Source organism: Pseudomonas sp., assembly GCF_049590575.1.
Lineage (GTDB): Bacteria > Pseudomonadota > Gammaproteobacteria > Pseudomonadales > Pseudomonadaceae > Aquipseudomonas.
Window position 1 is genome coordinate 1 of sequence record NZ_JBAWDE010000445.1, and the last position, 22,149, is coordinate 22,149.

A 22,149-nucleotide genomic window follows, 5' to 3' on the forward strand; every position below is an offset into this window, starting at 1 on the left:
GCCATTCAGTTAATGCATCAAGTGACTGACACACCGCATTCGCGAGCAAGCCCGCTCCCACAGGGGATCCTCATTGTTCTCAGGTGAGCTGCTCGGCTACAGATTCCGGGATATCGGCGTTCGAGTAAACGTTCTGCACATCATCCAGGTCTTCGAGCATGTCCAGCATCTTCAAGACCTTCTGCGCACCGTCCAGGTCCAGCTCGGCGCTGGTGGTCGGCAGCATCACGATTTCCGCGTCGGAGCCCTTGAAACCAGCAGCTTCCAGCGCGTTACGCACCGCGTAGAAGCCGGCGAACGAAGTAAACACGTCGATCGAGCCGTCTTCGTTGGTGACCACGTCATCGGCATCTGCCTCCATCGCCGCTTCGATCAAGGCATCTTCGTCCACGCCCGGCGCGAAGGAGATCTGCCCCTTGCGCTCAAACAGGTAGGCCACCGAACCGTCGGTGCCGAGGTTGCCGCCGCACTTGCTGAACGCATGGCGCACGGCCGCTGCGGTACGGTTGCGGTTGTCGGTCATGCACTCGACCATCACCGCCACGCCGCCTGGGCCATAGCCTTCGTAGCTCAGTTCGACCATGTCGTCGGTGTCGGCCGCGCCGGCACCACGCGCGACGGCGCGGTCGATGATGTCGCGGCTCATGTTCGCGCCGAGGGCCTTGTCCAGCGCCAGGCGCAGACGCGGGTTGGAGCCCGGGTCACCACCGCCCTGGCGGGCAGCGACGGTCAGCTCGCGAATCCACTTGGTGAAGATCTTGCCTTTCTTGGCATCCTGACGCTCTTTGCGGTGCTTGATGTTCGCCCACTTGGAATGGCCAGCCATAACACAACTCCGAAATTCTCTAGAAACCTTAACAATCCTGCAGGGCAGGATTTCTCTCTTAAAAGCACAACCCTTGTAACGCAAAGGCGCATCCGAAGATGCGCCTTTTTAGACTGCGTAAACCTCAGTGCGCTTTCACGCAGCGGCCTTACTCAGCCTTTGGCGCCTCGCGCAAACGGATGTGCAGCTCGCGCAGCGCCTTGGCATCCACCACACCCGGAGCCTGGGTCATGACGTCCGCAGCACTCTGGGTTTTCGGGAAGGCAATCACTTCACGGATCGACTGGGCGCCGGTCATCAGCATCACCAGGCGGTCCAGGCCGAAGGCCAGGCCACCGTGGGGCGGTGCGCCATATTTCAGGGCATCGAGCAGGAAGCCGAACTTCTCTTGCTGCTCATCTTCGTTGATGCCCAACAGACGGAACACCGCTTGCTGCATCTCTTTGCGATGGATACGGATCGAACCGCCACCCAGCTCGGTGCCGTTCAACACCATGTCATAGGCGCGGGACAGTGCGCCTGCCGGGTTGGCTTCCAGCTCTTCAGGCGAGCACTTCGGCGCGGTGAACGGGTGATGCAAGGCGCTGAAGCTGCCGTCGTCGTTCTCTTCGAACATCGGGAAGTCGACGACCCACATCGGCGCCCATTTGCAGGTCAGCAGGTCCAGGTCATGGCCCAGCTTGATGCGCAGCGCGCCCAAGGCTTCGCTGACGATCTTGGCTTTGTCGGCGCCGAAGAACACGATGTCGCCATCGACCGCACCGACGCGATCGAGGATCGCGTTGAGGTTTTCCAGCGGAATGTTTTTCACGATCGGCGATTGCAGGCCGTCAACACCGTTGGCGCGCTCGTTGACCTTGATGTACGCCAGGCCCTTGGCACCGTAGATGCCGACGAACTTGGTGTAGTCGTCGATCTGCTTGCGCGGCATGCTCGCGCCGCCAGGCACGCGCAGGGCGGCAATGCGGCATTTAGGGTCGTTGGCCGGGCCGCTGAACACCTTGAAGTCGACTTCCTTGAGCTGGTCGGCCACGTCCACCAGTTCCAGCGGGTTACGCAGGTCTGGCTTGTCGGAACCGTAGCGACGCATGGCTTCTTCGAAGGTCATGTGCGGGAATTCGCCGAACTCCAGGTCCAGCACTTCCTTGAACAGGTTGCGGATCATTTGTTCGGTGATGCCCATGATCTCTTTTTCATCGAGGAAGCTGGTCTCGATGTCGATCTGGGTGAATTCCGGCTGGCGGTCGGCGCGCAGATCTTCGTCGCGGAAGCACTTGGCGATCTGGTAGTAACGGTCGAAGCCGGCCACCATCAGCAGTTGCTTGAACAGCTGCGGCGATTGCGGCAAGGCGAAGAAGCTACCGGCGTGAGTACGGCTTGGCACCAGGTAGTCACGCGCGCCTTCCGGGGTGGCCCGGGTCAGGATCGGCGTTTCAACGTCGAGGAAGCCATTGTCGTCGAGGAAGCGGCGGATGCTGGTGGTCATGCGCGAACGCAGGCGCAGCTTCTCGGCCATTTCCGGGCGACGCAGGTCCAGGAAGCGGTAGCGCAGGCGGGTTTCTTCGCCCACGTCGGAATATTCGTTGAGCGGGAACGGCGGGGTTTCCGACTCGTTCAGCACTTCCAGCTCGTAGCCCAGCACTTCGATCGCACCGGACGCCATGTTCGCGTTCACGGCACCGGCCGGACGCAGGCGCACCTTGCCGGTGATCTTCACGACGTACTCGCTGCGCACACGGTCGGCGGCGGCGAAGCTGTCGGCGCGGTCCGGGTCGAACACCACTTGGGCCAGACCATCACGATCACGGATATCGAGGAAGATTACCCCGCCGTGGTCGCGGCGACGGTGAACCCATCCGCAAAGGGTGATTTCCTGACCATCCAGGGTCTCGTTCAGTTGGCCGCAATAGTGGCTGCGCATCATGGTAGTGGTTTCACTTCTCGTAATTCGAAATTCGGTGGAGGCCTGCCTCGTCACCGTACATTAAAGCAGGGGACGGATAATGCAGGAGCCTGCGCGTAGAGTTCAACTCAGTCTGCTTTGTCGCCGCCCGCGAGATTCTTCTTGGCGCCGGTCTTGAAGTCGGTCTCGTACCAGCCACTGCCGCTGAGGCGGAAGCCCGGCATGGATAACATCTTCTTCAGCTCAGGAGCCTGGCAGGCAGGGCAATCGACCAACGGCGCGGCGCTGATCTTCTGAATGGCTTCCAACTGATGACCACAGGAAGCACATTGATAGTCGTACATGGGCATGGAGATGTCTCGGCGATCAGATCGTTACTGCGCCACGCTGCCAAGCGCAGAGCTTGGGCACGCGTAGCAAAGCGCGGGATTATATCTGGTAAATCGAGGCAGCGCAGCCGGCTTTCTGCCCGGAGCCCCACCCACTTCGACAGCAGGCCGGCCCCGGCCCCAGCCGATTACTCCGGGTTCGGCGAGGCGACCCGACCTTTTAACAGGTGAACCACACACACCACCCTGACCAACCCACTGAAGTTCTTCACACCTCCATAGCGCAAGTGCACTTCCCGATCGACGTAAGACAGCAACGCACTGACCGAGCAGGCGTTGATCCTGGCTATTTCCGTGAGGATATTCCAATAGATCTGCTCAAGCCGCAGGCAAGTGGAAAACCCGTTGAGCCTCACCGACCGGGACAATGGCTTGGCCAATCCCATGTCGAACCCTTTCGCAAAAGGATCGACCTTTATCTTATGGAAACCACCTGCTTCCAGCATTCCATTACCAACTCCACATGACATACACCTGACACTCCATTGCCAAACAGCAGCCCATGGGACGTCCCATTGGGCAGTGGCCCTATAAAACAGCAGGCAGAGAGACGCAGCCAGAAGACGGAACGTTGATAGGCGTAGGACAACGCCAGGAAATGCGCGGAAACCAGCGAGCGGCGCCAGGACGGCGCCACTGCGGGGTACTGTTACTGATTTTCGAGCAGGGAGCGCAGCATCCACGCGGTTTTCTCGTGAACCTGCATGCGCTGGGTCAGCAAGTCGGCAGTCGGCTCATCGCTTACCTTGTCGAGCAAGGGGAAGATGCCGCGAGCGGTGCGAGTGACCGCTTCCTGGCCCGCCACCAGTTGCTTGATCATTTCTTCAGCGCTGGGCACGCCTTCCTCTTCCTTGATGGAAGAAAGACGGGCGTAGATCGAATATGCCCCCGGCGCCGGGAAGCCCAGGGCGCGGATACGTTCTGCAATGGAGTCCACCGCCAACGCCAACTCGTTGTACTGCTCTTCGAACATCAAGTGCAGCGTACGGAACATCGGGCCCGTAACGTTCCAATGGAAGTTGTGGGTCTTCAGATACAGTACATAGGTATCGGAAAGCAGCCGTGAAAGCCCATCGACGATGGATTTACGATCTGCTTCGCTGATACCGATATCGATTGCCATGTGTTATCCCCTTCAATTGACGAACATTCATTGATCAGGTGCAGGACCACTCTAGCAAGAGCGCCGGCGATGCGCAGCCTGGCGCATCCAGCCGATGTGCGACAAATCGCCCCGGCGTCACTGCCGGACGGGCCGTCTGGCGGGGCAGGAAAATATACCGCGTGCCACCTGAAGCGCCTGCACCTGTCTAGGACAAGTGTTTAACGCAGAAATGCCGTGGGTCTTGCAACACTCGGAAATGCTTGATTTGAGTAGGCACAGCCTTTGCTGTTAAATAGGCAGCGTGTCGCTGCCGTTAATTTCCGCGGCCAGCGACATAGGCTGATACCCGCGCACGTGCCCAACGCCTCCCATTGTTCAGAAGCGAACCGTGCCAGTCAGCTCTTCCTTGTGATCCGTCTTAACGTGAGTTAATCAAAATGTTGAAAATCGTCCACCTGCTAACGGGCGTTGCAGCTTTGCTGCTGTCCTTTATACCGAGCTTGCAAGAGGGAAGTCCTCCCTACCTGGAACAACACGACGCTCTGTACCTGGCCTTGTTCGGCCTTCTTAACCTGACGCTGGCACCGGTCATTCCCTACTGGAACAAAGGCACACGTCATCAACTGCAAAACCTGGTCAGCGCGCTGCTGGTTCTGACCGTCGTCGTACAAACCCTCACCCTCCTGGCACCTATGCCTGAAGTGGGCGGCCACCCGGCCATCCTGCTCAGCCTGGTGATTGCTGTGGTCGCCATCGTTCTTCACCTGGCCATCAGCTTCTACCGCTCGTCCCCAGCGGCCGCGTCGCAAAACTACGACATGACCAACCGGGATACCGGTACCGTCAAGTGGTTCAACACGTCCAAAGGCTTCGGCTTTATTTCCCGCGATTCGGGCGACGATATCTTCGTCCACTTCCGGGCTATTCGCGGCGAAGGCCATCGCGTCCTGGTGGAAGGCCAGCGCGTGGAGTTCTCCGTGATGAATCGCGACAAAGGCCTGCAGGCCGAAGACGTGATTGCTGCCCTGCCGCGTCGCTGATCCCAGCTTCGCAGCAAAAAAAACCGCGATTCGGCGTTGTCTGAATCGCGGTTTTTTATCGCCTGCTATTAATAGCGGAACATCAGTAGTGAGGCGGCGGCGCTTCTTCTTCAGAAGTTTCGAACTGGCCGCCCATTTCTTCCTGGCGCTTGAGCAGCGCGGTCATCTGCAACTGCAGGCGCTCGACGGCCCGCTGCTGGGTCACGAGGATGTCATTGAGGGTCTCGATGGTGTCGTCCTGAAAAGCCAGGCGGCTTTCGAGGTCCGTCACGCGGTCTTGCAAATCCATGGGTCAGTCCTGGGCAAAAATAAAGTCGGCAGGCAGCAACTCACGCATGCGCGCGCGAATAGCCGCTACCTGTTGTTCGGTATAAGGCACTGCCGGGTGCTTGCCCCACACCGGCGCCGGCCAGGCGGCGTCATCGCGCTTGCGCACGATCACATGCACGTGCAACTGGTTGACCACATTACCCAGCGCGCCAATGTTCATCTTGTCGGCGGCCAAGCCTTCATTCAGCACTTTTGCCAGGGCGGTCGTTTCCTGCCACAGCGTCTGTTGATCGGCGACATCCAGCTGAAACACTTCGCTGATAGCGTCGATACGTGGCACCAGAATGAACCAGGGGTAGTTCGAGTCGTTGGACAGCAGCAGGCGGCACAGCGGGAAATCTCCAATGGCCAGCGTGTCTTGTTGCAGGCGTTGATCTAAGGCGAACACCACGGCACTCCGTTCGGCAGGTCAGGTTCAAGGGTCCAGCATACCTGCGAATGGCTGATGCTTCACGCCAACCACGCTGCGCCCCGGCAAGGCATTACGAAAAAAAGCGCACCATTTAGAGACAAGCCGATATTTCGACTACGCTCAATGACCAACCAGGCGGCCTTTAAGCCGACCTTGAATGCAGGAAAATTGCCGAGAACCGCGATACAGAGACCTTTACACACAAGGCATTGAGCCATCACTCACGGCTCATGCAAATGCGGCCATGCACCAAAATGACCCATTTATGCCTTAAACACATCCGCCGATTACCCACTGACTGGGGTGAACGGGTAACGTTTTTCCGAGGTTGATGATTTATGCCCCACCGCAACGTCGTGCCATACGGGGGTCAGGGCCAAACTAATCGGCGTAAAAGCCCCGTGCTTATGCGGTTTTCACGCGCTTAGGACGTTTTTCACAAAAAAATGACATTCGGTTACCAAGTTGGGCGCGCTTGTTGCATTCATCCCAGTATCGTCGGCAACGGCACCTGGATGGAAGCAGGTGTATCGCGATGAAAACAACAGCGGTTCAATGCGTACCAAGGAAGACTTCACACTTTGAAAGTAACGTTTTATGCGTTCTTTTAACGGTCTGAAAACAATATTGAAGTTGTCAGCCTCATTATTTTGAGGCTGTGGAATTGCGACATGGACATAGCAATTCACGACCAGCTCGTAAAGAAGCTGAAAGGAAAGATAAGCCAGTATCGCCAATTATCGTCAGCGTGATATACCTTTGCGCCGACACAAAAAAGAAAGAGCCGCCCAGACAAAAATACAGGTGGGACGGCAGTACTCTTCCTAAAACCAAAGGAGCAAATCACGATGCGCGTGATGAAGTGGAGCATGATCGCCCTGGCTGTTTCAGCAGGCACCTCGCAGTTCGCAATGGCGTCCTCCCAGGACGACGCAAAGGGCTTTGTTGAAGACAGCACTTTCAGCATCAATACCCGCGCACTGTATTTCAGCCGCGATTTCCGTAACAACCCGTCGGGCCCTGGCTCCCAGAGCCGTGCCGAAGAGTCCGGTCTTGGCTTCAACGCGCTGTACTCTTCGGGCTTCACCCAAGGCACCATCGGTGTCGGTGTTGATGTGATCGGCCTGCTGGGCGTCAAGCTCGACAGCGGCAAGGGTCGTGCAGGCACGGGTCTGTTCCCAACGGGTTCCGACGGCCGCTCGCAAGATGATTACTCCAAAGGCGGCGGCGCCGTTAAGTTCCGTATCTCCGATACGGTCCTGAAAATCGGTGACCAATACACCACGGCCCCTGTGTTTGCTTCGGACGACAGCCGTCTGTTGCCAGAACTGCCACAAGGTATCTCGATCACCAGCAACGAGATCAAGGGCCTGAAACTGGAAGGCGGTCACTTCACCTCCAGCATCTCGCAAGCCCAGACCTACCATGACAGCTTGGGCCTGACCAAGACTGACTTCGTCGGCGGTGTGTACTCGTGGACCCCAGAGCTGACCACCAGCCTCTACTACGCGAAAACCGAAGACTACTGGCGCAAATACTACGGTAACGTCAACTGGACCCACGCTCTGAGCGACGACCAGTCCCTGGCCTTCGACTTCAACATCTACGACACCAAGAGCGATGGTGAAGGCAAGCAGCGCGCTGAAAACGACGGTACTACCAAGCTCGACAACCGCGCATTCAGCTTGCAGGGCGCGTACACCATCGGCGCTCACACCTTCACCCTGGCAGCCCAGAAAGTTACCGGCGACGGCGACTACGGCTACGGCGTAGACGGCGGCGGCACCGTGTTCCTGGCCAACTCCATCGCCCGTTCCGACTTCAACGCCGAAGGCGAGAAGTCCTACCAGGCGCGTTACGACATCAACATGGCGACCTTTGGCGTTCCTGGCCTGAGCTTCATGACTCGTTACGTAACGGGTAGCGGCGCCAACACCGCCACTACGTCGAACGGCAAAGAGTGGGAACGCGATATCGAAGCCAAATACGTGATCCAGAGCGGCCCAGCCAAAGACCTGAGCCTGCGCGTACGTCAAGCGACCTATCGTTCGTCTGACGGCGTGTACTACGGTTCTTCGTCCATCGACGAACTGCGTCTGATCGCGCAATACCCGTTGAACATCTTGTAATTGACGGTTTAATTACAACGATGACTTAAGGCTCCGGCCTTAACTAAAAAGCCGCCCTCTTGTAAACAAGGGGGCGGCTTTTTTATGGCTGTATTGTTTCAGCGCTGGGATAACTAGCAAGCTAACTATCTAGTTTGAACTCGCCGCGTTAAACCTGACCTATTGGCCAAGTTCGATGCGGTTGTTGCTGATTACTTGGCTGCTGTTTCCTGCATCACGCGAATAACCCGTTGCGGAAACGGAATATCAATATTCGCGGCTTTCAAACGGTCGCGTGCCAGTTCATTCAACATGAACACCACGTCCCAATAATCCGACGTCTTGGTCCAGCAGCGCAGAGAAACGGTGATCGAACTGTCGCCCAATGTCGAAACAACCGCCGCAGCGGCCGGGTCAGCCAGTACACGCGGGTCTTTCGCCAGCTCCAGCAGCACTTCACGGGCTTTCTGCAGGTCAGCTTCATAGTCGACACCCACGTCAAACACCACCTTGCGGGTTGGCTGACGGTTGGTGTTGGTGATGATGCCGTTGGACAGAATGCCGTTGGGCACGATCACCGTCTTGTTGTCACCGGTACGCAGCACGGTGTGGAAGATCTGGATGCTGTCGACAGTGCCCGAGGTGCCCTGGGCTTCGATCCAGTCACCAATGCGGAACGGGCGGAACAGCAGAATCAGCACGCCGCCGGCAAAGTTGGCCAGGCTGCCTTGCAGCGCCATGCCGATGGCCAGGGTCGCACCCGCGATGGCGGCCACGAACGAAGTCGTCTCGACGCCGATCATCGAGGCCACACTCACAACCAGCATGATCTTCAGCACGATGTTCGCGATGCTCACCACAAAGCCTTGCAACGCCAGGTCGGCATTGCGCATGGCCAGCAGGCGACCCATCTTGTGCGTCAGCTTGTTGATCAGCCACCAGCCGATGATCAGGGTGATGACGGCCAGCAATACGCGGCTGCCGTACTCCATGATCATCGGGATCCAGGCTTGCGAGGCCTTCACCAAGTGGTCCATTTCAGCGTTCAAGTCCATCTACATTCTCCTGTTTCGCGGATGTGCGGCTTTATTGACTGCCTATAAACGCAAATGAGCCCCGGGGGGCTCAAGTGTAGGCGCAGGTTCTGGGGCGTGGGACGTCGAAAACCCCCTCAGGTTCCCCGAAATGCCATCAGTCGCGGAAGTTATTGAACTGCAGTGGCATATCGAACGTCTTGGCGCGAAGGGCTGCAATGGCCTCTTGCAGGTCGTCACGCTTCTTGCCGGTAATACGCACCTGCTCGCCCTGGATGGCGGCCTGGACCTTGAGCTTGGCATCCTTGACGTGGGCGACGATTTTCTTCGCCAGCTCCTTGTCGATGCCTTCCTTGAGCACGGCTTCCTGCTTCATCAGCTTGCCGGAGGCGTAGGCATCCTTGATTTCAAGGCACTGCGCATCGATCTTGCGCTTGACCAGGGCCAGCTTGAGGATCTCGATCATCGCTTCCAGCTGGAAATCGGCTTCAGCGGTCAGGTTGACGGTCAGTTCCTTTTCCTTGAATTCGAAGCTGCCCTTGCCTTTCAAGTCATAACGACGGTCCAGTTCCTTGACGGCGTTCTCGACGGCGTTAGTGACTTCGTGTTTGTCCAGTTCGGATACCACGTCGAACGAAGGCATGTCATATCTCCAATATAAGGGGCGGGTTCAGTAGAGATGGAGCGCGCCCGAGTTAAAATGCCGGGGCATTATAGCGGTTCTTTCGCCCCGTTCACTGTGAGCGACCCTACGGAGTAAAAACTCATGTCGACCCCCTGGCATATTCTCGGCGCCGGCAGCCTGGGCACACTCTGGGCAGCAAGGCTGGCGCGCGCCGGCGTGCCCGTAAGGTTGATCCTGCGCGACAATGCCCGATTGGCCAGTTACCAGAAGGTCAAGGGGCTGACCCTGGTCGAGCACGGTGAAGCGCACACCTACCCGGTGGTTGGCGAAACACCCGACAGCCCGGAGCCGATCCATCGCCTGCTGGTAGCGTGCAAGGCCTACGACGCCCAGGGCGCTGTCGCACAGCTGCAACACCGGCTGGCACCAGATGCCGAGCTGATCCTGCTGCAGAACGGCCTTGGCAGCCAGGACGCGGTCGCCGCGCAACTGCCCCAGGCGCGCTGTGTCTTCGCCTCCAGCACCGAGGGCGCGTTCCGCGAGGGCGACTGGCGCGTGGTGTTTGCCGGGCATGGCTACACCTGGCTTGGAGACGCCGGCCACCCTACCCCGCCGCTGTGGCTGGACGACCTGCAAGCTGCCGGCATCCCCCACGAATGGAGCACCGATATCCTCACGCGCCTGTGGCGCAAGCTGGCGCTCAATTGCGCGATCAACCCGCTGACCGTGCTGTACCAATGCCGCAACGGCGGCCTGCAGGCTCATCAGTGCGAAGTCGCGACCTTGTGCGCCGAATTGGCCGAGCTGCTCGAATGCTGCGGCCAGCCCGCCGCCGCCGAGGATCTGCACAGCGAAGTGCAACGGGTGATCCAGGCCACCGCGGCCAACTACTCCTCCATGTACCAGGATGTGGCCAACGCCCGCCGTACCGAAATCAGCTACTTGTTGGGCTATGCTTGCCAGGCGGCAGCCCGTCACCAACTGAGCCTGCCGCATTTGCAACAGCTGCAAGTGCGACTGGTTGAACAGTTACTTGCACGCGGATTGCCCCGCGACTGAGCCACGCGCTACCCTGCCCGCCTGTCTATTACCTGGGAAAACCCTGATGCCGCTGCGCCAGCGTCTAGAAAACCTACCGGTCGGGCAGAAACTACTGGCCGCCCTGCTGGTGCTGCTGACCACCGTCTTGTTGGTGGCCAACCTGACCTTTATCAGCGCCGCCTACTGGATCTCCCAGGAAAGCATGGCGCCCCAGGCCTTGCAGGCCATCGGCCGGCTGGTGTCCAACCCGGCGCTGGCCGCCGAAGCCCTTGAGTCCCCCGCCAAGGCCGACGCCCTGCTCAATGAGCTGACCAGTTACTCGCCGTTGCGCGCCGCCGCCCTGTACGACGGCGAAGGCAACCGCCTGGCGCAGATGCAGCACGGTGATCGCCTGCACCTGCCAGACAACTATCGGCATATCGAGGCCTGGCGTGTCACCGAATTTCGCAGCAACCAGATCATCACCCTGCCCCGCGCCGGCCAGGCGTCCGGGCATTTGCTGCTGGTGGCCAGCAGTGAGCTGCCGGTGGCGTTCTATACCGGCACGCTGACGGCCAGCCTCGGCATCCTGATTTTCAGCGTATTGCTGTGGCTGATCATCGCCCGGCAGATCAAGCGCCTGATCACCCGGCCCATCCATGAACTGGAAGAACTGTCCCGCCAGGTCACCCGCGAAGAGAACTACGCCCTGCGTGCCGGGCGCGGTAACCACGATGAAATCGGCAGCCTGGCCGAAGCCTTCAACACCATGCTGTCGCGCATCGAAGCCCGTGAGCAGCAACTCAAGCGCGCGCGGGACGACTCCCAGGCCGCTTACGACCAGGCCCAGGGCCTGGCCGAAGAAACGCGGCACACCAACCGCAAGCTCGAGCTGGAAGTCCAGGTTCGCAGCAAGATCGAGAAGAAACTCACAGGGTTTCAGAATTATCTGAACAGCATTATCGACTCGATGCCGTCGGCGCTCATCGCCCTGGACGAGCAACTCTATGTGACACAGTGGAACCAGGAAGCCAGCGCGCTTTCCGGCACGCGCCTGGATGAGGCCCTGAACCAGCCGATTTACCTGGCTTTCCAACCGCTCAAACCCTACCTGCCGCAGATCAAGGCGACCGTCGAACAGCATACTGTCGAACGCATCGAGCGCGTTACCTGGGTCAAGGACGATGAGGCCAAGCATTACGCCCTGACCTTCTACCCGCTGACCGGCGGTGCCGGGCGTGGTGTGGTGATCCGTATCGATGACATCACCCAGCGCCTGTCCCTGGAAGAAATGATGGTGCAATCGGAGAAAATGCTTTCCGTGGGCGGCCTGGCTGCGGGCATGGCCCACGAAATCAATAACCCGTTGGGCGCAATCCTGCACAACGTGCAAAACATTCGCCGCCGACTGTCCCCCGACCTGCCGAAGAACCTGGAGCATGCCGAACAGGCAGGCATCGAGCTGGACATGGTCAACCGCTATCTCGACGGCCGCGAAGTGCCGCAACTGCTCGACGGTATTCAGCAAGCCGGCGCACGGGCGGCGAAAATCGTCACCCACATGCTCAGCTTCAGCCGCCTGAGCAACCGGCAGATGGCGCCTTGCGATTTGCCGGCGCTGATCGACCAGGCGGTGGAAATCGCTGGCAACGACTTCGACCTGGCCATCGGCTTCGACTTCAAGGGCCAGGCGATCATCCGCCAGTTCGACCCGCAACTGGGCCCGGTGCCGGGCACGGCCAACGAGCTGGAACAGGTGCTGCTCAACCTGCTGAAAAACGCCGCCCAGGCGATTCATTTGCGTGAAGACGACAGCGAGCCGGGGCGCATCATCCTGCGTACCCGCCTCAACCCGCCGTGGGCGGAGATCCAGGTGGAGGACAACGGCATCGGCATGAGTGAAAACGTGCGCAAACGCACCTTCGAACCGTTCTTCACCACCAAGGAAATCGGCCAAGGCACCGGGCTCGGGCTGTCGGTGTCGTATTTCATCATCACCAACAACCACAAGGGCCAGATGGAAGTGCATTCCACCCTCGGCCAAGGCACGTGCTTCACCTTGCGCCTGCCCTTGGCCGGCAGCCAATTGCCGCCCTACGAACTTACCCAACTGGAGCACTGACCATGGGCTTTCGCCTGTCGAAGATTTACACCCGCACCGGGGACAAGGGCGAAACCGGCCTGGGCGACGGCCGCCGCGTGCCCAAGGATCATCCCCGGGTGGAGGCGATCGGCGAGGTCGATACGCTGAACAGCCAGCTGGGTCTGCTACTGGCGGGCCTTGAGGAACAAAGCGGCAAGCACCCGGAACTGAAGGATGTGATCGACGTACTTACGCCCTGCCAGCATCGCCTGTTTGACCTCGGCGGTGAGCTGGCAATGCCGGTCTACAAGGCGTTGAATGCCGCAGAAGTGGATCGACTGGAGGCGGCAATTGACCGCTGGAACGAGGAAGTCGGGCCGCTGGAAAACTTCATCCTGCCCGGGGGCTCAGCGCTGATCGCCCAGGCCCATGTGTGCCGCAGCCTGGCGCGCAGTGCGGAGCGACGGTGTCAGCATTTGAATGCAGTGGAACCGTTGGAAGGGGTGGGGTTGGCGTATATCAATCGGTTGTCGGATTTGCTGTTTGTGGCGGCGCGGGTGATTGCCAGGCGCCAGGGTGTTGCCGAGGTATTGTGGCAGGCGGCCGCCAAGCCACACTGATGATTATTGGGTGCCGGTTAGGGCCTCATCGGGGGCAAGCCCCCTCCCACACGGGAATGTATTTCAACTGTGGGAGGGGGCCTGCCCCCGAAGAGGCCAGTCAAAGCACCATCAAACCTGCGGCCAGAACGCCCGAATCCCCGCCACACCCTGAGCCCCAGCCTCCCACGCCTGTTCCCGCTCAGCCGGCCCAACGCCGCCCAACAGAAACACCGGCTTGCTGAACCCACGGATCAACTCGGCCGCCTGCTCCCAACCCAACGGCTGGGCATCAGGATGAGTCAACGTCGGCTGCACCGGCGACAGCGTGACAAAGTCCACGTCCATCATGTGCGCCAGCGCCAGTTCCTCAGCGTTGTGGCACGAGGCCGCCAACCAGCGATCCTTTGGCAGTGGCCGGCCCTTGCTCGCGTATTTACGCAGTTGTGCCGCGGTCATGTGCCAGCCGGCTGCAGGGAAATCCCCGAGCCATTCGAACGGCCCCTTGAGCATCAGTTGCGCCTTGCCGGCACACAGGCCCACGGCATCCACCGCCAGGTCACGGTACTTGGGATCGTAACCATTGGGTGCGCGCAGTTGGATCAGCTTGATCCCGCCCGCGATGGCTTTCTGGATGCCACGCAGCAACGTCGGGGTTTCCAGCTCGCCGGGGGTGATCAGGTACTCGGCAGGCAAGCGCGCGGCGGCAACAATCGGCGCGTTCGCTGCCGGAAACTCATAGTTGATCAAGTCCCGTGGGGCCACCCATTCCAGCGGTTGCCCTTCAACGCCATGGGGCTCACCGGTAAAAGCCGAGACTTCCCAGACATCCAGCAACACCTGTTTGTCCGGGTAGTCGTGCTGCACCTTGATCAACGGTCGGGCGGTGATGACCTCAATGCCCAGCTCTTCCTGCAATTCGCGGGACAGCGCGGCAGCGACCGATTCCTCGGCCTCCACCTTGCCGCCGGGAAACTCCCAGAGCCCGCCCTGGTGCTGGGTATCGGCACGGCGCGCCAGCAGGATCCTGCCGTCGACACCGCGGATCACCGCCGCTGCTACATGCACTCGTTTCACCGGGCTATTCCTCTTGGCTATCAGGTACGGTATTCCGCGTTGATCTTCACGTACTCGTGGGACAGGTCGGTGGTCCAGATGGTTTCGCTGCACTCGCCGCGGCCCAACTCAATGCGGATGGTGATTTCTTCCTGCTGCATCACCGCCGAGCCCTGGGCTTCGGTGTAGGTTTCGGCACGCGCGCCACGGCTGGCGATGCACACGTCGCCGAGGAACACGTCGATCTTGCTTACGTCCAGGTCCGGTACACCGGCACGGCCGACGGCAGCCAGAATACGGCCCCAGTTCGGGTCGGAGGCAAACAGCGCGGTCTTGATCAGCGGCGAGTGGGCTACGGTGTAGCCGACATCCAGGCATTCCTGGTGGTTGCCGCCGCCGTTGACTTCGACCGTTACAAACTTGGTGGCGCCTTCGCCATCACGCACGATGGCCTGGGCCACGTCCATGCACACTTCGAAAACCGCCTGCTTCAACGCGGCGAACAGCGGGCCGTCGGTGGAAGTGATTTCCGGCAGGTTGGCCTGGCCGGTAGCGATCAGCATGCAGCAGTCGTTGGTCGAGGTGTCGCCATCGATGGTGATGCGGTTGAACGACTTGTTGGCACCGTCCAGCATCAGGCGTTGCAGCACGTCGCGGGAGACTTTGGCGTCGGTGGCGATGTAGCCGAGCATGGTGGCCATGTTCGGGCGGATCATCCCTGCCCCCTTGCTGATACCGGTCACGGTGACGGTCACGCCGTCGTGCACGAACTGACGGCTCGCGCCTTTTGGCAACGTGTCGGTGGTCATGATGCCGGTGGCGGCGGCCGCCCAGTTATCCACCGACAGGTCATCCAGCGCGGCTTGCAGGGCGCCTTCGATTTTCTCGACAGGCAGCGGCTCACCGATCACACCCGTGGAGTACGGCAGCACCTGGCTGGCGTCTACGCCGGTCAGTTGCGCCAGCTTGGCGCAGGTGCGTGCGGCAGCCACCAGGCCAGGCTCGCCGGTGCCGGCGTTGGCATTGCCGGTGTTGGTCAGCAGGTAACGGATCGGGCCGGCCACGCGCTGCTTGGCCAGGATCACCGGTGCGGCACAGAAGGCATTGAGGGTGAACACACCCGCGACGGTCGAGCCTTCGGCACAGCGCATCACCACGACATCCTTGCGCCCTGGGCGCTTGATGCCGGCCGAGGCGATACCGAGCTCAAAACCGGCAACCGGGTGCAAAGTGGGCAAAGGACCAAGACCAACAGCCATGAATGCGCTCCTTATAAATAGATGATGTCTGTGCCGTCGTGATCGACGGTGAAATTAATGGCAAAACGCCGCGACGGCAAAGGCCGGTCGCGGCGCAGGGTGTTGCAGCGTCAGGCAAAAATCTTAGTTGATTTCGCCGTGGCAGTGTTTGAACTTCTTGCCCGAACCACACCAGCACAGTTCGTTGCGACCCAGTTTCTGGTCATTGCGCACCGGGGTTTGAGCCAAGGCCACATCGACCTCTTCGCCCAACACCTCAGGAGCCTCCAGACCTGGCGCTTCGTCGTGCTGGAACTGCATGCGCGCGGCCAGGGCCTCGGCTTCCTGACGCAGGCGGGCTTCTTCCTCGATCGGGTCTTCGCGACGCACCTGAACGTGGGACAGCACGCGAATCGAATCGCGCTTGATCGAATCCAGCAGCTCGGAGAACAGCGTGAACGACTCGCGCTTGTATTCCTGCTTCGGGTTCTTCTGGGCGTAGCCACGCAGGTGGATACCGTGACGCAGGTGGTCCATGGTCGACAGGTGGTCTTTCCACAGGTCATCCAGCACACGCAGCACGATTTGCTTCTCGAAGGTGCGCAGCGCTTCGGCACTCGCCTGCTCTTCTTTCTCGTTGTACGCGGCCAGCAGCTCGGTCATCAGCTTCTCGCGCAGCGTCTCTTCATACAAATGATCGTCTTCGTCGAGCCATTGCTGGACCGGCAAGTCGACCCCGAAGTCGCTCTTCAACGCCGCTTCCAGGCCGGCCACATCCCACTGCTCAGGCAGGGACTGTGGCGGGATGTGGGCGCTGACGGTGGCGTTGAGCACGTCCTGGCGGAAGTCGGCGATGGTCTCGCCAATGTTGTCGGCGGCCAGCAACGTGTTACGCATGTGATAAATCACTTTACGCTGTTCGTTGTTGACGTCATCGAACTCGAGCAGTTGCTTACGAATATCGAAGTTGCGGCCTTCAACCTTGCGCTGAGCCTTCTCGATGGCGTTGGTCACCATGCGGTGTTCGATCGCCTCACCGGACTGCATGCCCAGGGCCTTCATGAAGTTTTTCACCCGATCCGAGGCGAAGATACGCATCAGGCTGTCTTCCAGCGACAGGTAGAAACGGCTGGAACCGGCGTCACCCTGACGGCCGGCACGGCCACGCAGCTGGTTGTCGATACGGCGCGATTCGTGACGCTCGGACGCGATCACCTGCAAACCACCGGATTCCAGCACGGCCTGGTGGCGTTTCTGCCAGTCAGCCTTGATCTGGGCGATCTGCTCGGGGCTTGGGTTTTCCAGTGCCGCGACTTCCACTTCCCAGTTGCCGCCCAACAGGATGTCGGTACCACGACCGGCCATGTTGGTGGCGATGGTCAGTGCGCCTGGACGACCGGCCTGGGCAATGATTTCGGCTTCTTTTTCGTGGAACTTGGCGTTGAGGACCTTGTGCTCGATGCCTTCCTTGTTGAGCAGGTTGGACACGTGCTCGGAAGTCTCGATGGTAGCGGTACCCACCAGGATCGGGCGACCCTGGGCCAGGCCGTCCTTGATGTCGTTGATGATTGCCGCGTATTTCTCTTCGGCCGTCAGGAACACCAGGTCGTTGAAGTCTTTACGCGCCAGCGGCTTGTTAGGCGGGATCACCATCACGGCCAGGCTGTAGATCTGGTGGAATTCGAACGCTTCGGTGTCAGCCGTACCGGTCATGCCGGACAGTTTGTTGTACAGACGGAAATAGTTCTGGAAGGTGGTGGAGGCCAAGGTCTGGCTTTCAGCCTGGATATTCAGGCCTTCCTTCGCTTCGATAGCCTGGTGTAGGCCTTCGGATAGACGGCGACCCGGCATGGTACGGCCGGTGTGTTCGTCAACCAGTACGACCTGGCCGTCCTGGACGATGTATTCGACGTTGCGATGGAACAGCTTGTGGGCGCGCAGGCCGGCATACACGTGGGTCAACAGGCCCAGGTTGTGCGCCGAGTACAGGCTCTCACCCTCGGCCAGCTCACCGATCTGGGTCAGCATCTCTTCGACGAACTGGTGACCGGCTTCGTTGAGCTCGACCTGGCGGGTCTTCTCGTCGATGGAGAAGTGACCTTCTTTGGTCACCACGCCTTCCACTTCCTCGATGTGCTGCTCCAGGCGCGGGATCAACTTGTTGATCTCGGTGTACAGGCGCGAGCTGTCTTCGGCCTGGCCGGAGATGATCAGCGGGGTACGGGCTTCGTCGATGAGGATGGAGTCGACTTCGTCGATCACGGCAAAGTTGAGTTCGCGCTGGAATTTTTCTTCCATGCTGAACGCCATGTTGTCGCGCAGGTAGTCGAAACCGAATTCGTTGTTGGTGCCGTAGGTGATATCGGCAGCGTAGGCCGCACGCTTCTCTTCAGGCGGCTGGAACGGCGTTACCACGCCGACGGTCAGGCCGAGGAACTCATACAGCGGACGCATCCAGTTGGCGTCCCGGCGGGCCAGGTAGTCGTTCACCGTCACAACGTGCACGCCCTTGCCGGACAGTGCATTGAGGTAAACACCCAGGGTTGCCACCAGGGTCTTGCCTTCACCGGTACGCATTTCGGCGATCATGCCTTCATGCAAGGTCATGCCGCCGATCAACTGGACGTCGAAGTGGCGCATGCCCATGACACGTTTACCGGCTTCACGGGCGACCGCAAAGGCTTCGGGGAGCAGCTTGTCGAGGGTTTCACCTTTGGCTATGCGGGCCTTGAACTCTTGGGTCTTGGCGCGCAATTGCTCGTCCGAAAGGGCAACCATCTGCTCTTCGAAGGCATTGACCAGCTGCACCGTCTTGAGCATGCGTTTGACTTCGCGCTCATTCTTGCTTCCAAAAAGTTTCTTTAACAAAGGCGCAAACATATCGGCAGGTTCTTCCACACATAGGGATGGAGGGCGCACCGTCAGTGGCCCGAGCAGCCCTCACGGCCGCATGCGAACGCGCATTCTACCCGGATTCGTGGGTGAGGAAAGTGGCGTTGTTCCCCGATGCAGGCATGGGGCGGTTAGAGGGCTTGTTTAAAATAAGGGCTTTTGTCGGAACTTCAACCCATGGAGCGCAGAAGTTACCTATTGATTTTACGGGCAAAGCCGTGTCGACGCATCGCTTGGGGCCCCGCAGGAGCTTTCTGCTAAGATGGCCGCTCTGTTACTTAAGGTGTCTAATCATGGCATTTCGCCCTCTTACAGCGCGCGCGCCCAGCGTGTTGCTTCGCGAAGCCAAGCCGTTGAAAGCCATTTTTGGCCATGCGCAACGCTTGGGCCATTTGCAACGCCTGGTCGAAAGCCAGCTGCAACCGGCCGCCCGCGAACATTGTCATGTGGCGTCGTGGCGAGAAGGTAATTTGCTGTTAATTGTCACCGATGGCCACTGGGCGACCCGTTTGCGCTACCAGCAAAAACGCCTGCAGCGTCAATTAATGGTATTTGATGAATTCGCCAGTCTGACCCGCATCCAGTTCAAGGTGCAGCCGCCGACCGTCCCGCAAGGCGCGGTGGGGCACACCCTGGATTTATCGGCGAATGCGGCCGAAACCATTCAGGCAACGGCCGACGGAATCACCGACCCGGCCTTGCGCGCGGCGCTCGAGCGGTTGGCCGCCCACGCCAAGCCGAAGGCCTGAACCGCTACTTGCGCTTGCTGCCGCCGAGCAACGAGCCCAACAAACCGCGCACCAGTTGCCGCCCCATCTGATTGGCCGCTTGCTGCATGGCTGACTTCAGCGCCTTGCCGGCCGCGGTCCCGAGAAACGCCCCGGCCTTGTCGGTAAAGCTCGGCTCCTCTGCAGCGGGCTTGGCCTGCTCGGTCGGCCCCAAGTCCTTGCGCGCCATCAGCACTTCATAGGCTGACTCGCGGTCAATCGGTTGGTCATAGCGGCCCTTCAGCGGCGAACTGGCCACCAGCGCGGCACGCTCGGTCTCGCTCAACGGCCCGATTCGCGATTGCGGCGGCGCAACCAGCACGCGCTGGACCACTTCCGGTGTGCCTTTTTCCTGCAGGGTACCCACCAACGCCTCACCGGTGCCCAGCTCGGTCAACACCGCCAAGGCATCAAACGCCGGGTTCGGCCGAAAACCGTCCGCCACGGCGCGCAAGGATTTTTGCTCCTTGGTCGTGAATGCCCGCAGCCCATGCTGGATGCGCAGGCCAAGTTGGGCCAACACGCTGTCCGGCAAATCGCCCGGCGATTGGGTGACGAAATACACGCCGACGCCTTTGGAACGAATCAGCCGCACCACCTGCTCCAGGCGATCCTGCAACGCCTTGGGCGTGTCGGCAAACAGCAAATGTGCCTCATCGAAAAACAGCGCCAGCAGCGGTTTGTCCGCGTCACCGCGCTCCGGCAGTTGCTCGAACAATTCCGCCAACAGCCACAGCAGGAAGGTCGCGTATACCTTCGGCGCCTCGTGCACCAACCGGCTGGCATCCAATAGGTGGATGCGCCCGCGCCCGTCGCCTGTGGGCTGCAGAATATCTTCCAGCTGCAAGGCCGGCTCGCCGAACAACGCCTCGGCGCCCTGCTGCTCCAGCACCGCCAGGCGCCGCAACAGCGCCTGGCTGGAACCGGTGGTCATCAATGCGGCATCGTCCCCGAGCAATTGCGGGTGATAGCGCAGGTGATTGAGCAATGCCTTGAGGTCCTTCAGGTCGAGCAACAGCAGGCCTTCGCGGTCCGCCACCTTGAATGCCGCGTAAAGGGCCGACTGCTGGCTATCAGTGAGTTCCAGCAAGCTGCCCAGCAGCAAAGGGCCCATTTCGCTGATGGTGGTGCGCAATGGATGACCGGATTGGCCGTGGATATCCCACAGCGTCACCGGATAAGCCTTCGCCGTGTAGTTAAGGAAGGGCATGCCGGCGATACGTTCAGCAACCTTGCCCTGAGGGTTCGCTGCCGCGCCCAGGCCACACAGGTCGCCTTTGATATCCGCCGCAAACACCGCCACACCGGCATCACTGAAGGCTTCGGCCAGGCGTTGCAACGTGACGGTTTTGCCGGTGCCGGTGGCGCCGGCGATCAACCCGTGACGGTTGGCCAGGCGCATGGCCTGGGCAATGGGCTGGCCAGAAAGGTCTGCGCCGATTAGGAGTTGCGTGGAGTCAGGCATTTCGTCACCTATGGTTAATCTTTAGTGTCGCCAGGTCGATACAGGCCTATGTGAGACCCACAAAGTCTAAAAATAGGTCAGGTAGTTCCTACGGGGACCCTTAGAACTACCACAAGAAGTATCACACCTTTTTTGACGCTGCCATTTTGCGCCTCCCAAAAGGACGCGCTTCGGATATCAAGACCTTAGCGGACCCTACAAGCCATGAACAAAAATCTGCGTTTCAGCCACAAAATCCTGCTTGCAGCCTCCCTTATCGTCATTGCCGCATTTGCGTTATTCACCCTCTATAACGACTACCTGCAACGCAACGCCATTCGCGACGATCTCAACAATTACCTGCATGAAATGGGCGATGTCACCGCCAGCAACATTCAAACCTGGCTCACCGGGCGCATTGCCCTGGTTGAAAACGCTGCACAGAATATTGCGATCAACCCCGAGCCTGCGGTAGTTGCCGGCCTGCTGGAACAGAAAGCCCTGACGTCTTCGTTCATGGCAACCTACGTCGGCGACAGCAAAGGCGCCTTCACCATCCGCCCCGACGCCAAGATGCCCGACGGTTTCGATCCGCGCGTGCGGCCCTGGTATACAGGAGCCCAGAGCAGCAACGGTTCAACCCTGACCGAGCCTTACATCGACGCGGCCACTGGCAAACTGATCATTTCGATTGCCACCCCAAGCGCCAAGGGCAGCCAGAGCATCGGCGTGGTCGGCGGCGACCTGAGCCTGCAAACCCTGGTGGACAACATTGGCGCGCTGAACTTCGGCGGCATGGGCTATGCGTTCCTGGTCAGTGCCGACGGCAAAGTGCTGGTGCACCCGAACAAAGACCTGGTGATGAAAACCCTGGCCGACGTGTACCCGAAAAACACCCCGAAGATCAGCGGCGACTTCAGCGAAGTCGAAGCCAACGGCAAAGACAATATCGTGACCTTTATCCCGATCAAGGGCCTGCCCTCGGTGAACTGGTACCTCGGTATTTCAGTCGATAAAGACGAATCCTTCGCCATGCTCAGTAAATTCCGCACCTCCGCGGTGATCGCTACGATCATTGCCGTGGTGATCATCATTGCCCTGCTTGGCATGCTGATCCGCGTGCTGATGCAACCGCTGCACGTGATGACCCGCGCCATGCAGGACATTGCCGACGGCGAAGGTGACCTGACCCGCCGCCTGACCATCCAGAATCACGATGAATTCGGCACGCTGGGTAACGCTTTCAACCGCTTCGTGGAGCGGATTCATACCTCGATC

General features: G+C 59.8%; 19 protein-coding genes and 1 pseudogene. 7 read left to right on the plus strand and 13 right to left on the minus strand.

Annotated elements, in window-relative coordinates:
* Positions 1-79: 79 nt before the first annotated feature.
* From WBR57_RS30725 to WBR57_RS30745, 5 genes are all read right to left on the minus strand, one after another.
* On the minus strand, positions 80-826 hold the full coding sequence (locus WBR57_RS30725; protein ID WP_424089439.1) for a YebC/PmpR family DNA-binding transcriptional regulator: 747 nt from the start codon (positions 824-826) through the stop codon (positions 80-82).
* Positions 827-974: 148 nt separating this feature from the next.
* Positions 975-2,750: an aspartate--tRNA ligase gene (aspS, locus tag WBR57_RS30730; protein ID WP_424089441.1), complete on the minus strand. Its 1,776-nt coding sequence runs from the start codon at positions 2,748-2,750 to the stop codon at positions 975-977.
* 107 nt (positions 2,751-2,857) lie between these two features.
* On the minus strand, positions 2,858-3,079 hold the full coding sequence (locus tag WBR57_RS30735; RefSeq protein ID WP_003193872.1) for an FmdB family zinc ribbon protein: 222 nt from the start codon (positions 3,077-3,079) through the stop codon (positions 2,858-2,860).
* Between the two features lie 167 nt (positions 3,080-3,246).
* A complete protein-coding gene (locus WBR57_RS30740; protein ID WP_424089443.1) occupies positions 3,247-3,588 on the minus strand; it encodes a ribbon-helix-helix domain-containing protein in 342 nt (113 codons plus the stop codon).
* A gap of 179 nt (positions 3,589-3,767) precedes the next feature.
* The gene (locus WBR57_RS30745) at positions 3,768-4,241 is read right to left on the minus strand and encodes a Dps family protein (RefSeq protein ID WP_122720393.1); all 474 of its coding nucleotides are present in this window, start codon (positions 4,239-4,241) and stop codon (positions 3,768-3,770) included.
* Positions 4,242-4,660: 419 nt separating this feature from the next.
* Between WBR57_RS30745 and WBR57_RS30750 the strand changes: the two genes are divergently transcribed.
* Entirely contained in the window at positions 4,661-5,263 is a 603-nt protein-coding gene (locus WBR57_RS30750) for a cold shock domain-containing protein membrane protein (protein ID WP_424089446.1), read from the plus strand.
* Positions 5,264-5,345: 82 nt separating this feature from the next.
* Here WBR57_RS30750 and WBR57_RS30755 read toward each other — a convergent pair whose 3' ends face one another.
* Both WBR57_RS30755 and WBR57_RS30760 read right to left on the minus strand, forming a co-directional pair.
* A complete protein-coding gene (locus WBR57_RS30755; RefSeq protein ID WP_015885618.1) occupies positions 5,346-5,552 on the minus strand; it encodes a SlyX family protein in 207 nt (68 codons plus the stop codon).
* A gap of 3 nt (positions 5,553-5,555) precedes the next feature.
* Positions 5,556-5,981, minus strand: coding sequence for an HIT domain-containing protein (locus WBR57_RS30760; protein ID WP_424089449.1), 426 nt, complete (start codon positions 5,979-5,981; stop codon positions 5,556-5,558).
* A gap of 872 nt (positions 5,982-6,853) precedes the next feature.
* Between WBR57_RS30760 and WBR57_RS30765 the strand changes: the two genes are divergently transcribed.
* A complete protein-coding gene (locus WBR57_RS30765) occupies positions 6,854-8,134 on the plus strand; it encodes an OprD family porin (RefSeq protein WP_424089451.1) in 1,281 nt (426 codons plus the stop codon).
* Between the two features lie 191 nt (positions 8,135-8,325).
* On the opposite strand, the gene WBR57_RS30770 is transcribed toward WBR57_RS30765, so the two are convergent.
* Both WBR57_RS30770 and WBR57_RS30775 read right to left on the minus strand, forming a co-directional pair.
* Complete coding sequence (locus tag WBR57_RS30770) at positions 8,326-9,168, minus strand: mechanosensitive ion channel family protein (protein WP_424089453.1); 843 nt, start codon at positions 9,166-9,168, stop codon at positions 8,326-8,328.
* A gap of 136 nt (positions 9,169-9,304) precedes the next feature.
* A complete protein-coding gene (locus WBR57_RS30775; protein ID WP_116628665.1) occupies positions 9,305-9,790 on the minus strand; it encodes a YajQ family cyclic di-GMP-binding protein in 486 nt (161 codons plus the stop codon).
* 123 nt (positions 9,791-9,913) lie between these two features.
* Between WBR57_RS30775 and WBR57_RS30780 the strand changes: the two genes are divergently transcribed.
* Genes WBR57_RS30780 through WBR57_RS30790 form a run of 3 tightly spaced genes read left to right on the plus strand, consistent with a single transcriptional unit; the run spans position 9,914 to position 13,495 of the window.
* Entirely contained in the window at positions 9,914-10,831 is a 918-nt protein-coding gene (locus WBR57_RS30780; RefSeq protein ID WP_424089455.1) for a putative 2-dehydropantoate 2-reductase, read from the plus strand.
* A gap of 46 nt (positions 10,832-10,877) precedes the next feature.
* A complete protein-coding gene (locus WBR57_RS30785) occupies positions 10,878-12,914 on the plus strand; it encodes an ATP-binding protein (protein ID WP_424089458.1) in 2,037 nt (678 codons plus the stop codon).
* Between the two features lie 2 nt (positions 12,915-12,916).
* Positions 12,917-13,495 (plus strand): cob(I)yrinic acid a,c-diamide adenosyltransferase, encoded by a 579-nt coding sequence (locus WBR57_RS30790; protein WP_424089460.1) that lies wholly within the window; start codon positions 12,917-12,919, stop codon positions 13,493-13,495.
* A 111-nt stretch (positions 13,496-13,606) separates the two neighbouring features.
* Here the strand turns inward: WBR57_RS30790 and WBR57_RS30795 are convergent, their stop codons facing one another.
* From WBR57_RS30795 to secA, 3 genes are all read right to left on the minus strand, one after another.
* Positions 13,607-14,551, minus strand: a complete 945-nt coding sequence (locus tag WBR57_RS30795; RefSeq protein WP_424089462.1) for a Nudix family hydrolase — start codon at positions 14,549-14,551, stop codon at positions 13,607-13,609.
* 20 nt (positions 14,552-14,571) lie between these two features.
* Positions 14,572-15,789: a bifunctional glutamate N-acetyltransferase/amino-acid acetyltransferase ArgJ gene (argJ, locus tag WBR57_RS30800; protein WP_424089464.1), complete on the minus strand. Its 1,218-nt coding sequence runs from the start codon at positions 15,787-15,789 to the stop codon at positions 14,572-14,574.
* 123 nt (positions 15,790-15,912) lie between these two features.
* Positions 15,913-18,648 carry a preprotein translocase subunit SecA gene (gene secA, locus WBR57_RS30805; protein WP_424089466.1) on the minus strand — a complete coding sequence of 912 codons (2,736 nt, stop codon included), beginning with the start codon at positions 18,646-18,648 and terminating at the stop codon, positions 15,913-15,915.
* A gap of 305 nt (positions 18,649-18,953) precedes the next feature.
* Here secA and WBR57_RS30810 point away from each other — a divergent pair, with 305 nt between their 5' ends.
* Positions 18,954-19,409 carry a DUF721 domain-containing protein gene (locus WBR57_RS30810; protein ID WP_424089468.1) on the plus strand — a complete coding sequence of 152 codons (456 nt, stop codon included), beginning with the start codon at positions 18,954-18,956 and terminating at the stop codon, positions 19,407-19,409.
* A gap of 4 nt (positions 19,410-19,413) precedes the next feature.
* Here the strand turns inward: WBR57_RS30810 and WBR57_RS30815 are convergent, their stop codons facing one another.
* Positions 19,414-20,892 carry a helicase HerA-like domain-containing protein gene (locus WBR57_RS30815; protein WP_424089470.1) on the minus strand — a complete coding sequence of 493 codons (1,479 nt, stop codon included), beginning with the start codon at positions 20,890-20,892 and terminating at the stop codon, positions 19,414-19,416.
* 204 nt (positions 20,893-21,096) lie between these two features.
* On the opposite strand from WBR57_RS30815, the pseudogene WBR57_RS30820 reads away from it, so the two are divergent.
* Positions 21,097-22,128, plus strand: a pseudogene (locus tag WBR57_RS30820) (HAMP domain-containing protein); the annotation flags it as partial.
* Positions 22,129-22,149: the final 21 nt, after the last annotated feature.

What these genes read in the sequence shown, in the direction of transcription:
- secA (WP_424089466.1), bottom strand. Translation starts at nt 18,648, where the DNA reads ATGTTTGCGCCTTTGTTAAAGAAACTTTTTGGAAGCAAGAATGAGCGC.
- WBR57_RS30815 (WP_424089470.1), bottom strand. Translation starts at nt 20,892, where the DNA reads ATGCCTGACTCCACGCAACTCCTAATCGGCGCAGACCTTTCTGGCCAG.
- argJ (WP_424089464.1), bottom strand. Translation starts at nt 15,789, where the DNA reads ATGGCTGTTGGTCTTGGTCCTTTGCCCACTTTGCACCCGGTTGCCGGT.
- WBR57_RS30755 (WP_015885618.1), bottom strand. Translation starts at nt 5,552, where the DNA reads ATGGATTTGCAAGACCGCGTGACGGACCTCGAAAGCCGCCTGGCTTTT.
- WBR57_RS30745 (WP_122720393.1), bottom strand. Translation starts at nt 4,241, where the DNA reads ATGGCAATCGATATCGGTATCAGCGAAGCAGATCGTAAATCCATCGTC.
- WBR57_RS30810 (WP_424089468.1), top strand. Translation starts at nt 18,954, where the DNA reads ATGGCATTTCGCCCTCTTACAGCGCGCGCGCCCAGCGTGTTGCTTCGC.
- WBR57_RS30750 (WP_424089446.1), top strand. Translation starts at nt 4,661, where the DNA reads ATGTTGAAAATCGTCCACCTGCTAACGGGCGTTGCAGCTTTGCTGCTG.
- WBR57_RS30735 (WP_003193872.1), bottom strand. Translation starts at nt 3,079, where the DNA reads ATGCCCATGTACGACTATCAATGTGCTTCCTGTGGTCATCAGTTGGAA.
- aspS (WP_424089441.1), bottom strand. Translation starts at nt 2,750, where the DNA reads ATGATGCGCAGCCACTATTGCGGCCAACTGAACGAGACCCTGGATGGT.
- WBR57_RS30785 (WP_424089458.1), top strand. Translation starts at nt 10,878, where the DNA reads ATGCCGCTGCGCCAGCGTCTAGAAAACCTACCGGTCGGGCAGAAACTA.
- WBR57_RS30780 (WP_424089455.1), top strand. Translation starts at nt 9,914, where the DNA reads ATGTCGACCCCCTGGCATATTCTCGGCGCCGGCAGCCTGGGCACACTC.
- WBR57_RS30765 (WP_424089451.1), top strand. Translation starts at nt 6,854, where the DNA reads ATGCGCGTGATGAAGTGGAGCATGATCGCCCTGGCTGTTTCAGCAGGC.
- WBR57_RS30725 (WP_424089439.1), bottom strand. Translation starts at nt 826, where the DNA reads ATGGCTGGCCATTCCAAGTGGGCGAACATCAAGCACCGCAAAGAGCGT.
- WBR57_RS30775 (WP_116628665.1), bottom strand. Translation starts at nt 9,790, where the DNA reads ATGCCTTCGTTCGACGTGGTATCCGAACTGGACAAACACGAAGTCACT.
- WBR57_RS30790 (WP_424089460.1), top strand. Translation starts at nt 12,917, where the DNA reads ATGGGCTTTCGCCTGTCGAAGATTTACACCCGCACCGGGGACAAGGGC.
- WBR57_RS30740 (WP_424089443.1), bottom strand. Translation starts at nt 3,588, where the DNA reads ATGTCATGTGGAGTTGGTAATGGAATGCTGGAAGCAGGTGGTTTCCAT.
- WBR57_RS30770 (WP_424089453.1), bottom strand. Translation starts at nt 9,168, where the DNA reads ATGGACTTGAACGCTGAAATGGACCACTTGGTGAAGGCCTCGCAAGCC.